This window comes from Arthrobacter sp. efr-133-R2A-63 (assembly GCF_030209795.1).
Lineage (GTDB): Bacteria > Actinomycetota > Actinomycetes > Actinomycetales > Micrococcaceae > Arthrobacter > Arthrobacter bambusae_A.
On the sequence record NZ_JARVRG010000026.1, the window covers coordinates 21776 to 35045 of the forward strand.

At 62.0% G+C, this 13270-nt stretch carries 15 protein-coding genes; 3 read left to right on the forward strand and 12 right to left on the reverse strand.

From position 1 onward, the window contains the following. Positions 1–119: 119 nt before the first annotated feature. From QRN45_RS14615 to QRN45_RS14635, 5 genes are all read right to left on the reverse strand, one after another. Complete coding sequence (locus QRN45_RS14615) at positions 120–692, reverse strand: hypothetical protein (RefSeq protein WP_241710709.1); 573 nt, start codon at positions 690–692, stop codon at positions 120–122. Between the two features lie 31 nt (positions 693–723). Continuing rightward, on the reverse strand, positions 724–1062 hold the full coding sequence (locus QRN45_RS14620) for a hypothetical protein (protein ID WP_241710708.1): 339 nt from the start codon (positions 1060–1062) through the stop codon (positions 724–726). 712 nt (positions 1063–1774) lie between these two features. After that, positions 1775–2725, reverse strand: a complete 951-nt coding sequence (locus QRN45_RS14625; protein WP_241710707.1) for an SDR family NAD(P)-dependent oxidoreductase — start codon at positions 2723–2725, stop codon at positions 1775–1777. 141 nt (positions 2726–2866) lie between these two features. Further along, positions 2867–3439, reverse strand: coding sequence for a TetR/AcrR family transcriptional regulator (locus QRN45_RS14630; protein WP_284763822.1), 573 nt, complete (start codon positions 3437–3439; stop codon positions 2867–2869). After that, positions 3436–4377: an AvrD family protein gene (locus tag QRN45_RS14635; protein ID WP_284763823.1), complete on the reverse strand. Its 942-nt coding sequence runs from the start codon at positions 4375–4377 to the stop codon at positions 3436–3438. The genes QRN45_RS14630 and QRN45_RS14635 overlap by 4 nt, the downstream gene beginning before the upstream one ends. A gap of 80 nt (positions 4378–4457) precedes the next feature. Between QRN45_RS14635 and QRN45_RS14640 the strand changes: the two genes are divergently transcribed. Beyond that, the gene (locus tag QRN45_RS14640) at positions 4458–5054 is read left to right on the forward strand and encodes a TetR-like C-terminal domain-containing protein (protein WP_241710705.1); all 597 of its coding nucleotides are present in this window, start codon (positions 4458–4460) and stop codon (positions 5052–5054) included. Positions 5055–5075: 21 nt separating this feature from the next. On the opposite strand, the gene QRN45_RS14645 is transcribed toward QRN45_RS14640, so the two are convergent. The 3 genes from QRN45_RS14645 to QRN45_RS14655 form a co-directional block, all read right to left on the reverse strand. After that, the gene (locus QRN45_RS14645) at positions 5076–5768 is read right to left on the reverse strand and encodes an ABC transporter ATP-binding protein (protein ID WP_241710704.1); all 693 of its coding nucleotides are present in this window, start codon (positions 5766–5768) and stop codon (positions 5076–5078) included. Beyond that, a complete protein-coding gene (locus QRN45_RS14650) occupies positions 5768–7999 on the reverse strand; it encodes a bacteriocin-associated integral membrane family protein (protein ID WP_264637056.1) in 2232 nt (743 codons plus the stop codon). The genes QRN45_RS14645 and QRN45_RS14650 overlap by 1 nt, the downstream gene beginning before the upstream one ends. Before the next feature lie 131 nt (positions 8000–8130). Continuing rightward, positions 8131–8439 (reverse strand): lactococcin 972 family bacteriocin, encoded by a 309-nt coding sequence (locus QRN45_RS14655; RefSeq protein WP_241709371.1) that lies wholly within the window; start codon positions 8437–8439, stop codon positions 8131–8133. A gap of 313 nt (positions 8440–8752) precedes the next feature. Between QRN45_RS14655 and QRN45_RS14660 the strand changes: the two genes are divergently transcribed. Further along, entirely contained in the window at positions 8753–9262 is a 510-nt protein-coding gene (locus QRN45_RS14660; RefSeq protein ID WP_241709372.1) for a GNAT family N-acetyltransferase, read from the forward strand. Between the two features lie 111 nt (positions 9263–9373). Here the strand turns inward: QRN45_RS14660 and QRN45_RS14665 are convergent, their stop codons facing one another. Beyond that, a complete protein-coding gene (locus tag QRN45_RS14665; RefSeq protein ID WP_241709373.1) occupies positions 9374–9832 on the reverse strand; it encodes a hypothetical protein in 459 nt (152 codons plus the stop codon). 248 nt (positions 9833–10080) lie between these two features. Between QRN45_RS14665 and QRN45_RS14670 the strand changes: the two genes are divergently transcribed. After that, positions 10081–10623 (forward strand): GNAT family N-acetyltransferase, encoded by a 543-nt coding sequence (locus QRN45_RS14670; RefSeq protein WP_284763824.1) that lies wholly within the window; start codon positions 10081–10083, stop codon positions 10621–10623. 9 nt (positions 10624–10632) lie between these two features. Here the strand turns inward: QRN45_RS14670 and QRN45_RS14675 are convergent, their stop codons facing one another. The 3 genes from QRN45_RS14675 to QRN45_RS14685 are packed head-to-tail and all read right to left on the reverse strand — an operon-like array spanning position 10633 to position 13074. Continuing rightward, positions 10633–11067 (reverse strand): GNAT family N-acetyltransferase, encoded by a 435-nt coding sequence (locus tag QRN45_RS14675; RefSeq protein WP_284763825.1) that lies wholly within the window; start codon positions 11065–11067, stop codon positions 10633–10635. A gap of 25 nt (positions 11068–11092) precedes the next feature. Next, on the reverse strand, positions 11093–12043 hold the full coding sequence (locus QRN45_RS14680) for a D-2-hydroxyacid dehydrogenase family protein (RefSeq protein ID WP_284763826.1): 951 nt from the start codon (positions 12041–12043) through the stop codon (positions 11093–11095). 59 nt (positions 12044–12102) lie between these two features. Next, the gene (locus tag QRN45_RS14685; protein ID WP_284763827.1) at positions 12103–13074 is read right to left on the reverse strand and encodes an ABC transporter substrate-binding protein; all 972 of its coding nucleotides are present in this window, start codon (positions 13072–13074) and stop codon (positions 12103–12105) included. Positions 13075–13270 lie beyond the last annotated feature (196 nt).

Sequence of the window (13270 nt, forward strand, 5' to 3'; positions counted from 1 at the left end):
GGTGAGGGATCCCTTACCGGGCACCCCACCGGCGCAACTCGAGCCCGGCTGCACCACATAAGATGCACGGCTACCTCCACTTGCCGGGGCTTCCGGCAAGGAGCTTGACGGAATCATTTTCAGGGCGAAGACCCTGGACTTGCGGATTCTCCACGACCTGACAGTACAGCCGTTGCTAGCCTGTCCAGCGACTCCGGTCTTGCGGCGAGGTCCACGTTGCCCTCGTCTGTCAGTAAGGTCACGGATTGGTACCCGTATACCGGCATATATTTGCGCTCCTTGCCGGCGACTTTCCGGCGCTCCGGAAGGACTTCCTGCACTTTCAACTCCGTCGGCCGTCCGGATGGCTCCAGGTTGCCGTAGACTGCGGGCTGGAACCGGATGGATCCCGCGCCGGGCGTTGCAATGCCTTGGTTCCAGATACCGCTGAGCGAATCTGGACGGGAGTCCGGGTAGCGGATAAAAGCCCTGAACTGGCCGTTTTGGTCGAGGCGCTGCTTGGTCTTACGTACATTTCGTACGTTGAACAGTGCGAAAAGCCAGTAGACCAAGGTGTTCGTGAAAGTCCTGAACAGGACGGTTGCAGGGTCGCCTGCATCAAAGACCAGCCAAGCAGAGGCTACCAAGACGAAGACCAGAACGTAACCGAACGCCAAGGTCAGATACGGGTGCCCCCGGACCCACTTCTTCATTACGACCTTCCCGTGCGGGGGCGACTGGCACTCATCCGACCTGAGCCTGGTCCAAGGCCCTATTTAGCCCGTCGATGTCATCTACGTCGTAGAAGGCGACCGCCTGTCCCATGCCGAGGCTGAAAAAATCGAGCCCCGTATTCTGGTACATGCCCAAAAGGCCCATAAGGCCTTGGTATCCGAACGTCACGCTTACATGCCGCCCGTCCCTGGCCCGGTCCACCTTTGTGGGCATCGCGATGACTGGGGAATCGGCTACTGACCTGTCCCCCGTGCAGACGATGGCACGCGAATTGGTCAGGCCGTAGATCGTTGCTCTCTTCCGCCGCTTTTTGAAGATGAAACGCCCGAAAATGAAGTAGAGGCCCACCAGAACAAAGGGAATGCCCCAGATGACAAAAGGGGCTGCCTGACTGTCGTAATGGCCGCAACCTCCCAAAGGACCGCAAACCCTCCCCAGAGGACACTGAACGGCACAAGGAAGGCGTCAGCCGAAGTGAAGCGAACCCGCGGATCCGGTTGTCCCACCCACAACAATCGCTCACCTTGGCGGAGGAGGGGAAGGAGGCGGCTTCGTGGATCGTTCATGCCGGAAGTCTTGCACAGCCCGCTCCCTACTGGAATGGGCGGCACTACCGAAACCTCGAGACCGAGATTCGCATGCCTTACGGCGCCCGTAAGCCGATTGTCATATGGGACAGCAGCTCCCGACGGCCAGGCCCACGCTTGCGCCATCACCCGACCTCTTTCTTCTTCCGTCGACCGAAGAACTCGCAGCTGATTGCCCGTCACTACCGGACTCGCCTAAGAGGTCTTGGAATCATGGTGGCCTCCTGTTCGGCAGTATCGGCGAGACTACTGTGGGCTGCCGCCCCTCCGGACGAGCTGAGAGTCCTCGAGCCGATGGTGACCAAAACCGCCCTGATCACACTTCTGGCAGTCCTGGGTAGGGTTTTACCTCCGGGTGTCCGCGATCACCCCCCCCGATTGGCGTCACCTTCCACGACACGACGCGACATCGTTCATCGCGGTCATTGGAACGATCGGCATGGCTGTCGCCAGTATCCCGGCTCTCCGTGAGGCTATTGAGGATCCGGAGAACCTTGGTGTGGGGCAGGTCTAGCGGGCCAGATGGTCAGGGCACGTCCTGCGTCCTGTTCGTACACGATGCTGTCTTCATCCGAGCGTTCAGCGCCTTGGTTCCCGCCGGTTCCTGGTTGGTCTATGCTGCGGTTTGCGGCCATTGCACGCAGGCTGAGATGTGGTGCCGGGCGGGCTCCCAGCGTGCTTCCCCCGCTGACGTCAAGGGTGGCGCCCGTGGTCCGGGAAGCGTGAGCGGAGAGTAGGAACGCGACAGCCTCGGCAACGGTCTCGGGGTCACTGATCCCGCCGAGCACGGCGAAGGTGGACAGGTATTCGCGGACCTCGTCGATACGGAACGCGCTATGCCCGTTGTCGGTAAACCCGGGGATCACGGTGTTGATCCGGATCGCGCGTGTTGCGAGCCATTCTGCCGCGTTCATTGTGAGGGACTCGATCGCGGCCTTGCTCATGGCATAGACGATGTCGCCAGGACTTGAGAAGTGTGCGCCTGCAGAGGATACGTTCACGATGCTGCCACCTGGGTGCATCCGGGTGACGAGCCGCTGTGTTAGGAAGAATGGGGCCTTCACGTTGAGTGCAAAGTACTCGTCGAACTGAGCCGGCGTCGCGTCGGAGAACGACGGACCGAGGAGTTTCGCGGCGTTGTTGACGAGGGCATGTAGAGCATGTGTCGGTTGCGAACGGAGGAGATCGTCGACTGAATCCACAAGTTGACCCACTCCTTCCTCGGTTCGTAAGTCAGCTTGCACCATCGAGCATGTGCCGCCGAGTTCCCCAACTTCGCGTTGAAGTTTCGATGCCCGGTCGGAGTTGCTCGCGTAGTGAGCGATGACTACCGCGCCGCCGACGACGAGCCGATGGACGATTGCAGTGCCGATGCCTCCGGTGGCGCCGGTGACCACGGCGACATGCTGCGGATGCTCAGCCATGTTGCGCCCAAATGGGGTGCATGCTGTATTTCGGAATGCGTTCGGCGCGGATCGGATCACGCATCACGGAGTTCAACTGAGGTTTCGCGTCGGACAAGCATAAGGATCGTCTTGAGTATGGCCTCAAGCCTCGCGGGTGCCTCAGTCCAGGCGTTTGCGGGACGCCAAGAGGTCCTTCGTTCCCATGCCCGCAGCGACGATGAGCCAGACGGTCTCGTCGAGATTGACCCTGTCATGAAGCAGCCCCATGTCCTTGGCTTCATCGAGTTGTCTGAACACGGAGTCACGCCAGACGGCGAACGGATCGAGCCGTCGTTCGGGAAAGTGTTGCCGGGACTCATCCGCCAGGCGGACTCCAGCCCTGACGACAACATCGTTGGCCAGGTCGGCGCCGATGGAACGAAAGACGTAAAGCAGACGTTCGATAGGATCGCTGGTTCGTTGGTCTGCTTCCCGTTGAGTTCGTTGCATGCATTCACGTTCGTAATCCAGGACAGCCGCTCCCAGCGCGTGCATCGTGGGGAACCACATTTCGAGATTCTCGATGGGCACGTGAACGATCGCTGCGATCCGCTCAAGAGTGACGGTGGTGTAAGGTTCAGCGGCAAGCATTTCGGCGGCGGCCTGGAGAATGGATCCGCTCGATGATGCATCCTGCCCGAAGGAGCCGGCGCTTGCGGGTGCACCCGGATAGCCATAAGAGTCCTTGCTCATGGTTGCCGGGCTTCTTCGTAGGCCAATGCTGCCCGTGCCGTTACACCGGATGACGCCTTTGAGTCGACTCGAACATCGTGGAGCTGCCGGCCGGTTCCGGCGACGGTGCGGTCGCGAACGAGACGTGTAGATGTGTGAAGAGATGCGGGCACACGTGTCGGGGGAGAAGGGAGTCTGAGCTGCATGGTGCGCATCCATAGATTGCCCGCGCCTGATCTGCCTGTCTGCGCTGACTCGTAGATTGCAACCTGAGTGAGCTGTCCCATGGTGACCAAGTAATCGACGGCCGTCAGTGCGGGCCAGAAGACGGACTCCAGCCCTCCCGGTGTCCGCGCGTCTGAGGCCGGGCCGGAAAACTCGTGTTCTGCGCTAAGAGTTTGCTGGGTTGCTTTGTACGCGGTGAGCAGTGTTCGCGAAACTGTGTTCCTATAGAGCCCGCCATATACCGTGCTGCCAGCGGGCGGCGGCCACTCTGTTTCTCTTCGCGCGTCGCCGGTTGCATTTTGCGTGGACAGGGTCAGCCGGGCGCGGATGTTTCCGACCACCGCAGCGACCACAAGTGTATGCCCGTAAACGTCGATTTCGACTGCAAGCGGCACCCGGTCCAGTTCAAGCCATGGCACGCTGCCGGATCTCAAGTCAACACACTGAACCCAGCAGTTTCCCAGCACCCCTGGGAAGTCGACCGGGTCCGATTGTTCAAGGAGCACCAAGGGAAGAACGATTGCGTCGACGGAACTCAGGTGTGCGACGCGGACACCACCGTCGGGGTTAGTCGACCAGTCCTGCGGATACACAACCGAACCTACGGCTTCGAGTGGGTGCCCTGGTCTCCTGCGGCCGGAGGCTTCCACCAGGTGTGACACCCGGCGGTAACCCGCAGCGAAGTAGCGGCCGTTTGCCGGCCCAAGAGCCTCCTCGATCGAAACCCCAATCATGCTGCTACGTTACAGACCTATCTGTATTTTTAGAAGCATTTTCCCGGCTGTGTGCCGAGGGCGCTTGATAAGGTTACGTAGTGACGAATAATCAAACAGGGCGCCCTTTCGTCCCGGGCATTACGGAAGCCCTGATCCAGGCCGCTGAGCGGATCATGGTAACCGAGGGTTTCTCGGGACTCTCCATTGACGGGCTCGTCACGGAGGTGGGCACGACAAGGCCTACGTTCTACCGCCGGTACCCCAGCATCGCCCATCTCGCCTTCGAGGTCATTGAGGCCCGTTTCGGAACCGGCATGCAGGTCGACACCGGTTCACTATACGGAGATCTCCTGAAGCTTCAGCGTGAGGATATCGCCATGTTCGCTTCTCCGCTTGTCCGAAACAACCTGCCTGGACTTCTGGAATCTGTTCGCACGGACCCGAGGGTGCGCGACAGGTACCGTGACGATTTCGTCGGCCCGCGTCGCGCGAACGTCGCGAGAGTGATAGCTGCGGCAGTCGAACGTGGGGAGTTGGCCGACCGGAGCGTCGACGTCGATATGGTGTGCGACCTACTTGTTGGCCCTATCCTGGCTCGCACCTTGCTGCCCGTGGCGGTGTCCGCCGATGACCGTCTCGCCCGGCAAACCGCACATTTTGTAGTGGGCTATCTCCAATCGACGGTCGTGGAGTGACGGAACCCCACTAGCAGCTGATCACGACCGATCGCACTGTTGGCTTGACACGGCTGGGCTTCTCTTTGCGGCGCCGAGGGTGATGTGTCGATCGCTTCGTCCGGATACTGAGTCGTCATGCGTCACGACGATCACGGCTTTGCCGGCCTCGGCCAGGGTTCTGGTGAGGGTCAGGACATGGTCGCGGTTGGCATTGTCGAGGGAGCCTGTTGGTTCGTCGGCAAGGATCATCTGGCACGGTTTGAGGATGAGGCGGGCAATGGCGAGACGTTGTTGTTCTCCGCCTGAGAGTTCGTAGACTTTGCGATTCGGGTCAAGGTCGAGGCCTACCCGTTCCATCGCGCTTGCCCGGGAATCGCTTTTTTCCTTGCGCGTTCCCGGGGTGTAGGTTTGTGCGATCTTGAGGTTTTCGGTCACGGTCGCGTTGTCGATCAGGGCGTAGTTCTGAAAGAGATATCCAAGGCGCAGCCTCAGGTGCAAGCGTGCGCTGCGGCTACCCGGGTGAGGGGCGCGGCGGCCGAATAACTTGATCTCGCCCCTGTCAGGCCGATCAAGCAGGCCAAGCATGTTAAGGACGGTTGTCTTCCCGCTTCCGCTTGGACCTGTAATAGCGACGATCTCGCCTGAGTGCACCTTCAAGCTCAGGTCCGAGATGATTTCATGGCCCCGGAAACCTTTATGGACATTCAGGAATTCGCATACGACGTCGGACATTAGAGTTCCCCTTTCAGGATGTTGGGAGTGCGCCGCCGTTCTGTGAGCCACAGGACTCCTACAGCGACCAGGCCCTGAACGGCGCTGACGGCAACAGCCGCGGTGAGCGTGGAGAGCGGCCCGGTGTCGGCAAAGGAGAACGGCCGGAAACCGGCCAATACCAGCCCGGAACCGAGCACGGCCTGGACAGCCCACACAATTGCTCCAAGCTTGATGAACTCGCGGTAGCGCCTCCATGTTGACAGGCCGAACAGGCCGCGGACGACGATCCTGCGCGCGAACCGCTCGAACGCGATCGTCAATGTCTGCGCGGTGACAATGATGAGCAATACCACCAGAGCGGCCAGCACGATCGTGGTGTTGCGGAGGCTCTCCTGGAGGTGGCCGATCTTGGCGAGCTGATATTCGTTGATGGTTACCAGGTGACGCAGGTTGTCGTCCAAGCTCAGCCTTTTGAGCAGGGGCCGGAGGGCTGTGATCGTGGCCTGGGAGCTCCCTTCTACCAGCGGGACCTTCAGTCCGGCGCTGGCGTCACCCGTGACGGCGTTGAGCCGGTCCACCCCCAGGCTGTTGGCCCGGGTGATCACTTCAACGATGGGGTCCTCCACCGAGCCGCCGGAGGAGGTGGCGACGTCGGGGTTGAATGTGAAAATTCGCTGGCGGTTGTCCGTCCAGATGATCCGCACGCGGTGATCTTGCGCAGCGATGCTCTTGTCGCGGTGGAAGATCGTCTTCTCGGCGGAGAATGCGCTATCGCGTTGGGCCCGGAAATATGCGGTGATCTCTCGTTCCTGGGAGCGGAATTGCTCGGGCACGAGCAATATCCACGACGATTCACTCTCATCGACCGTGACCGGCCGGCCGTTTGCGTCACGGATCGGGTATGTGTGGAGGTAGGCAGGATTTACTTGCATTGATCGGTACTGGCCGGCCTGTTGACTTTGCTGGAGCGCTGTCTTTGAGAATGCGCCGGCGTACACATAGAGGGCCCCGCGGGCGGTGAGTGCGTCGTAGAGGTCGGTGGCTTGAACGATGGATGAACCGGGCTGGCCGGTCTGCAGGTCCACTGCATCGTTGCCGTTGCTCACCGGAACGAAAACACCATACCCGGTTGTCGAGGTCCAATGTTGCAGCGATTCGCGTTCATTGTTGATCGCATCCACGTTGGACCAGGCGCCCGCAGCGACCACTACAAGGGCCGACGAAGTCACAACGGACAGCGCGATTCCTGCACCAAACAAAGCTCTGGTGTCACGTCGGTTCTTCAACGCGTCCGAGACTCGCATCCTTGCCACGTACGGTATGGTCAGCAAGCTGGCCGCAATGAGCAAGCCCACGGCAATTATCTGGTCGAAGACCACAACTGCAACGAATCCGCTGTCCGCGCCAGGCAGAAGGGCCGAGATGGAAACGAGAGCGACGCCGGAAGCAGTGCCGACGACGATCACTGGCCGCCCTGTGATCGTCCACCACACCCTAGTCGCACCGTAGCCAAGCAAGCGCATCGCGCCAGCTCTCTTTGCCTCATATAACTGTCGATATACAGCAAGCACCGCAGTGAGGAGAAGCCCGACGAAAACCGCGAGTTGCAAGTAGACCGGCGGGACGTTTGTCGGGACAATCAATTGCTGATTCGGTGCGCTCAAATCCGTGGCCTCGAAGGACCGTCCGGCAATGTGAGTAGTGAGCGCGGCAGCTACTGCGTCCACAAAGGCCGCGCACCCGGCGGGCCCACACTCGGCATAGTAGGTTCCCGGCGCAGGCATCGTGTCGAACGCTGTCCGTAGTGGACGGAATGAGAAACGCTCTCCGGCCCCCAGGACACGCAGAACACCAACCGTGTTCGGGCTGGTGTCCGGTGACGCGACCGAAGCGTCGCCTTCCTGTGACTCTTGGACGGTAAGGAATCTCCCCGATGAGAGGGCGGTCCCGTCGAAGACGCGAGTATCCGGCCGGGTCAAAAGCACGTACTGAGTCACGAACGCACGGTCGTTTTCATCCACCCCAACCACCGTCCTGAAAACGTTGCTGCGAGTGGCTGCGGCTGCGCTTCTCAACGTGGACAGCACTGCATCAGGATCCGCCGCATCGCCCGGGACTGAAAACGCCTGTCCGGCATCAGCTGCCGCGCGCGCCACGGCCGTGCGTTCTTCATTGATTCCGTTCACGACGCTCACACCGAACGTTGCCGCGCATACTACGATCACCAGTCCCAGCAGGACATGTTTCATCGGCCGACCACACCTTCAACTCTTCGACATTTCCGTTCGCCGCCCACAAACAAACAAGTCGGCGGGCCCAAAAGGGACCCGCCGACCGACACCCGCTGTGACGGCATCAGCGCATCGGGGACGGCTGCTACTCAGTAGGTCGCCCAATATTGAGCGGCATTCTCGCCAGCGCCGCACTGGGTATCAGCGTTGGCCCAGCTATTGGCATTGGCATAGACCTTGACATTGTTAGGGCCGCCAATAGCCGTAGCGGAATGGTACGCGCTTGGGTGAACGTAGTGAGACCAGACGTTCTTGAACCATGGTGGTTGGAACGCGGTCCCGTAATTCCAGGTGCCGCCACCGACGTTGGTGATCGTTCCTGCGAGTGCAGGAGCTGCTGCACCGATCGTCAACACACCGACCAGGGCACCCCCTGCCAGCAGACGGTTAACATTCATGACATTCCCCATTCTTCTACCGGCCAGAGTTGGCCCTTACGGAGTAATGATTCGCTTGAGCCTTACCGATCAGAGGCCTCTTTCGATACGGATTAGTGTGTAATGTAATGGCAGTTGGAGTCAATAGCTGAGCTCGTCAGCATCCACCTCGTCAGAGCCAACAGTCTCGGGGGGCAAGCGCGGCGAATTCGGCTGGGGACTTCCGGCGCTAAATGTCACCGCTGGTGCCCTTCAATCAGTCCTCCACCGCGAAGGCATCACGCCGGTCGATCGCCCACTGCGCCCCGCCGCGCGTCGACTGTAGCGTTGGACTATGTCTTTGCTCGTCCGGCCCTCGGTTGCCCTGCACGCGGCGTGGATGGAGGCGCACAAAGAATGGGGCGACGGTCTCCGTGAAGATGGTTTCGGTTTGGTGGAGGCCGACGACGTCCGATCGTTGGAAGGATTCCGAGTGTTCGTCGATCGGCTTTTGGCCAAGGAAGCGTCGAACTGCGACGACGGCTGCACCTTTCGGTGGATCGTCGAGGACGGCGAAGTCCTCGGGGGAATCGCTCTCCGCCACGAACCCACACAGGGTGCGGAAGCCCTCGGACATGTGGGCTATGGACTCCGGCCGTCTGCCAGAGGGCGTGGCCTCGCCGCTGCAGCGCTTCGGGAGATGCTGTACTTGGCGAAGGCCCGCAACATGGATCGAGTGGTGCTGGCCTGCTTCGTGGACAACGTTCCCTCGGTGAAGACTATTGAACTTTGCGGAGGCGTTCTGAACCGAATTGTCACGACAGACCGAGGAGAAGTCGGCCGCTACACGATCAGGCTCTCATAGCGTCGAGTGATCTCTGAGAATCGAACCGACTCGGTGAACCCGAGTTTCGCCGCGATGCGTCCTGATTGGTCGCTGGTATTTGCCCATTCGGCGGTGAGTCTGAACGGCAGCTCACGGGGAGGGGGAGTTGCTCGCTGTGGCGTGCGGGCCCTGCCGCTGAGGGGTGTCGACGAGCCGGCCATCGGGTCCGAGGGTCAATCGCCTGATGGTTATGGCCTGGCTGGTCCCGCAAGGGCCAACGACGGTTTGGTCGGCGAGTTCGACGCGCTCTTGGATCACCAGTGCGCCTGCGCTCTTGAGCGTAAGGCTGTAGGCGCCCTCATGGTCTTCGGGCGGAGCCTGGACAGTGGTGAGTTCCCGGCTAGGCGAGAGTAGTTCGCAATTCGCCGCAAGGCAGAGTTCGAGGGTCGTGCCCGGGTGGACACGCAGCCAGGGCCCTGCGTCAAGCTCGACTTCCGGCGCACCCGCGGCCGGCCCCGCACAGGCACGCGGGATAGCTGGCGTGCAGGCAGAGGCCGCCGCCAGCGCACAGGCTGCAGCCGCGATCCGAAGAACCCTCGCGATGCACATACCCGCATGCTACGCCGCACGATGCCGGACGCAGTGAGGCCGCGGCATCACACCGACGCTGAACTTGTCCTACTGGACGATCGCCGATCCCGCGACGGAGCTCCTGCCCGAGGCTGGCCAACCCGCGCGGTGGGTCGATGTTCGCTCGGACTGGCGAACGTTCCATAAAGCGGATGCGGCTGTGATAGCCCGGTTTGCCGAGCAACAAAGCACTTATTGACGGCTGCGATCTGGTCTAATGTTGACCGATGATTGAACCGCGCCAACTTAGTGAGAGCGTCAGCATGCGCGTGTTGCGCGTCAGTGATGCGGCAGCGCTCGCAGCCGCATATGTGCGCAACCGGGCCTACCTTTCGCCTTGGGAGCCAATGCGGCCCGAGGAGTATTACACCGAAAAATGGCAGGCGGCCGACATTGCCAAGCGACTCGTCGCGCATGAAGCCGGGGAAGGGCATCCGCTCGGCCTGTTCGACGGCGATAGACTCGTCGGCCGGTTCAACATGGCAGGAGTCGTCCGCGGTCCTTTCCAGAGCGCGGGGCTGGGCTACTGGGTGGACGGCGACTACGCGGGCCGTGGCCTGGCGTCCGCAGCGGTCCACGCAATAGTCGACATGGCCCGCGACGAACTCGGACTGCACCGCATCGAGGCAAGCACCCTGCTCCACAACGCTGCCTCGCAGCGGGTGCTGCTCAAGGCCGGGTTCCAGCACATTGGCATGGCACCGCGATACCTGCTGATCGCCGGAAAATGGCAAGACCACAACCTCTACCAAGTGGTCCTTCACGACTGACAGGCTCAGTCAGCCCGCGACCATGAAAACGTCCACCGGATCCTCGGTTTCCAGGACAAAGCCGTGGCGTTCGTAGAGGCGTCGGGCCGGACTGCCCTGGAGCACGTTGAGCCGGAACGGCCGGTGGTCCTTGGGCTCGCCCATGATCCGACGCAGCACTCCGGCTCCAAGTCCTTGCCCCTGGAACTCCGGAGTGAGGTAGAAGTGTTCGATCCACAGAGCATCGGGTTCTTGGCGCACTGCGATGACACCGGCAACCTGCTCTTCGACGGCAACGAGGAAGGTGTGTTCCGGCTGGAACGTGTTCAAGAAGCGCTCCCGGACCCGCACGGGATCCCAACGGCCAAGCCGCTCCAGATCGGGTCGCATGACGACGGCGCGCAGTTCCGCGATCCAGCCGGCGTCGGAGGGCAAAGCGGGACGGAGCGAGAAGTCAGCAGACACGGGACTATTCAACCCCATTGAGGCGTCAAGAAATGAGCACCCGCACCGGATTCCCCCGCACCCACGCGCGGACGTCCTCGAAGGCCTCGCCGTAGAAGTGCGCGTAGCTTTGCGACGTGACGTAACCCAGGTGCGGCGTCAGCACGGTGCGGGGCGCCGTGAGGAGGGGGTGGCCCGCCGGGAGGGGCTCGACGTCGAACACGTCCAGGGCCGCGCCGCCGAGCCAGCCCTCGTTGAGCCCGCGGAGGAGGGCAGCCTCGTCCACGATCGGCCCGCGGGCCGTGTTCACCAGGACGCCTTCCGGGCCGAGGAGCCGCAGTTCGTCCTCCCCGACGAGCCCCCGGGACCGCTCCGACAACCGTACGTGGACGCTCACGACGTCGGCCTCCCGGAAGAGTGCCTCCTTGCCCACCATCCGGGCGCCTGCCGCAGCGGCAGTCTCTTCCGTGAGGTTCGGACTCCAGGCGATGACCTCCATGCCGAAGGCTTTGCCGTAACCGGCGATTTTGCTCCCGATCTTGCCGAGTCCCAGCACCCCTAGCGTCTTCCCGGACAGTTCGGAACCCACGGTGCCCTGCCAGTTTCCGGCGCGCAGCCGGCGGTCCTCGAACGGCACCTTGCGTGCGAAAGCCAGGAGCAGGGCCCACGTCAGCTCGGGCGCCGCGGCCGGTGAGCCGCCCGTCCCACAGACAGTGATGCCCTGCACCTCGGCCGCGCGCAGATCGATGGCTGCGTTGGCCATCCCGGTGGTGACCAGGAGCTTCAGCTTCGGCAGCTGCCGGAGGAGCCCGGCGTCGAAAGTGGTCCGTTCCCGCATGGCCATGACGATGTCGAAGTCGCGGAGGGCGGCCACCGAGTCAGCCAAAGGCTCCGTGAAAACGGAGACCTCGACCCCGTCGTCGGCGAGCTCGGCCCACGGCGCATAGTCGTAGGCGACCGCTTGGTAGTCATCAAGGATGGCAAGGCGCTGGACCATGGAATTCCCTTTCGCTGTGAGGGGCCGCGGCTATTCGTAAGCTACCCCCGAAGCGAACCCTAGCTCTTCGGCAGGCCCGGCGGGTTCAGTTCAGACTTCTGGATGCCTTCCGCGGTGAGTCCCCAGCGGTCCAGGATCTTGGCGTAGGTTCCGTCCTTGATGAGGGCGTTCAGGCCGGCCTGGGCTGCTGCCGCGAAACCGTTGCCCTTCTTCGTGGTCACCGCGATGCTCGCCTTGAGCGGCCACCCGCCGTCCACCAGGCCCACGTTCTTGGTCTTGCCATCGGTCTGCGACTTGTAGGACGCGGTCGCGTTCGGTCCGAACGTGAGGTCCGCACGGCCCGACTGAAGCGCGAGCGTGGAGGCCGAGTCGTCGTCGTAATACTGGAACTCAACCGGCTTCAATCCGTTCTTCTTGTTCTCGGCGTCCCAGCGCAGCAGGATAGCTTCCTGGTTGGTGCCTGAGCCCACAATGATCCGCTTGCCCGCCACGTCCGGAGCCGAGTCCACCTTGGTGATGGGGCTGTCGCTCTTCGCGTAGAAGCCCAGTTTGTCCTCGCGGTAGCTGGCGAAATCGAACTTGGTCTTGCGCTCTTCCGTCACGGTGACATTCGATATGACCGCCTCGTACTTGCCCGATTCCACGCCCAACGGCCAATCCGCCCACGCCGTCGGGACGACGTCCGCCTTGAGTCCCAGCGATTCGGCCAGCGCAACGGCGATGTCCACCTCGTTGCCCACCGGCGTCTTGTTGTCCGTGGCATAGACGGCCAACGGCGCAGCGAAGGGACTCACCGCGACGGTCAGCTTCCCGTCTGCCTTGACGGACTCCGGCACCAGGGCGGCGGCTTCCGGGGAAACCTGCACAGGGAAGCGGTTCTGCTCGGGAGCCAGGTTGAAGGTTTTGCCGGCGGAGGCCGACGACGGCGCTGGCGCGGCCGAGGCGCCCGGGTCCGAGCACGCGGCCAGGCCGAGAGTCGTGGTTACGGCGAGTGCCAACGCGGTGCCTGTTTTGAGGCGTGAGAAAGCCATGGAGTCCCCTTCGAAAGTGATGGATGGTGTGCGTTGCTGCAACTATCCGGCAGGGACAAGACCCGGTCAAAGCGCTCTGAAACGCTGGGAGACAGGGGTTCACCGGGCTTCATTGGAGGTCCCGAAGGGTCACAAAACAGCCGCGGGGTAGGCTTCCCACACAACTGCCGGACACGTGAGGTGATTTTTCGTGGGC

What these genes read in the sequence shown, in the direction of transcription:
- QRN45_RS14615 (WP_241710709.1), bottom strand. Translation starts at nt 692, where the DNA reads ATGAAGAAGTGGGTCCGGGGGCACCCGTATCTGACCTTGGCGTTCGGT.
- QRN45_RS14625 (WP_241710707.1), bottom strand. Translation starts at nt 2,725, where the DNA reads ATGGCTGAGCATCCGCAGCATGTCGCCGTGGTCACCGGCGCCACCGGA.
- QRN45_RS14630 (WP_284763822.1), bottom strand. Translation starts at nt 3,439, where the DNA reads ATGAGCAAGGACTCTTATGGCTATCCGGGTGCACCCGCAAGCGCCGGC.
- QRN45_RS14635 (WP_284763823.1), bottom strand. Translation starts at nt 4,377, where the DNA reads ATGATTGGGGTTTCGATCGAGGAGGCTCTTGGGCCGGCAAACGGCCGC.
- QRN45_RS14645 (WP_241710704.1), bottom strand. Translation starts at nt 5,768, where the DNA reads ATGTCCGACGTCGTATGCGAATTCCTGAATGTCCATAAAGGTTTCCGG.
- QRN45_RS14650 (WP_264637056.1), bottom strand. Translation starts at nt 7,999, where the DNA reads ATGAAACATGTCCTGCTGGGACTGGTGATCGTAGTATGCGCGGCAACG.
- QRN45_RS14655 (WP_241709371.1), bottom strand. Translation starts at nt 8,439, where the DNA reads ATGAATGTTAACCGTCTGCTGGCAGGGGGTGCCCTGGTCGGTGTGTTG.
- QRN45_RS14660 (WP_241709372.1), top strand. Translation starts at nt 8,753, where the DNA reads ATGTCTTTGCTCGTCCGGCCCTCGGTTGCCCTGCACGCGGCGTGGATG.
- QRN45_RS14665 (WP_241709373.1), bottom strand. Translation starts at nt 9,832, where the DNA reads ATGTGCATCGCGAGGGTTCTTCGGATCGCGGCTGCAGCCTGTGCGCTG.
- QRN45_RS14670 (WP_284763824.1), top strand. Translation starts at nt 10,081, where the DNA reads ATGATTGAACCGCGCCAACTTAGTGAGAGCGTCAGCATGCGCGTGTTG.
- QRN45_RS14680 (WP_284763826.1), bottom strand. Translation starts at nt 12,043, where the DNA reads ATGGTCCAGCGCCTTGCCATCCTTGATGACTACCAAGCGGTCGCCTAC.
- QRN45_RS14685 (WP_284763827.1), bottom strand. Translation starts at nt 13,074, where the DNA reads ATGGCTTTCTCACGCCTCAAAACAGGCACCGCGTTGGCACTCGCCGTA.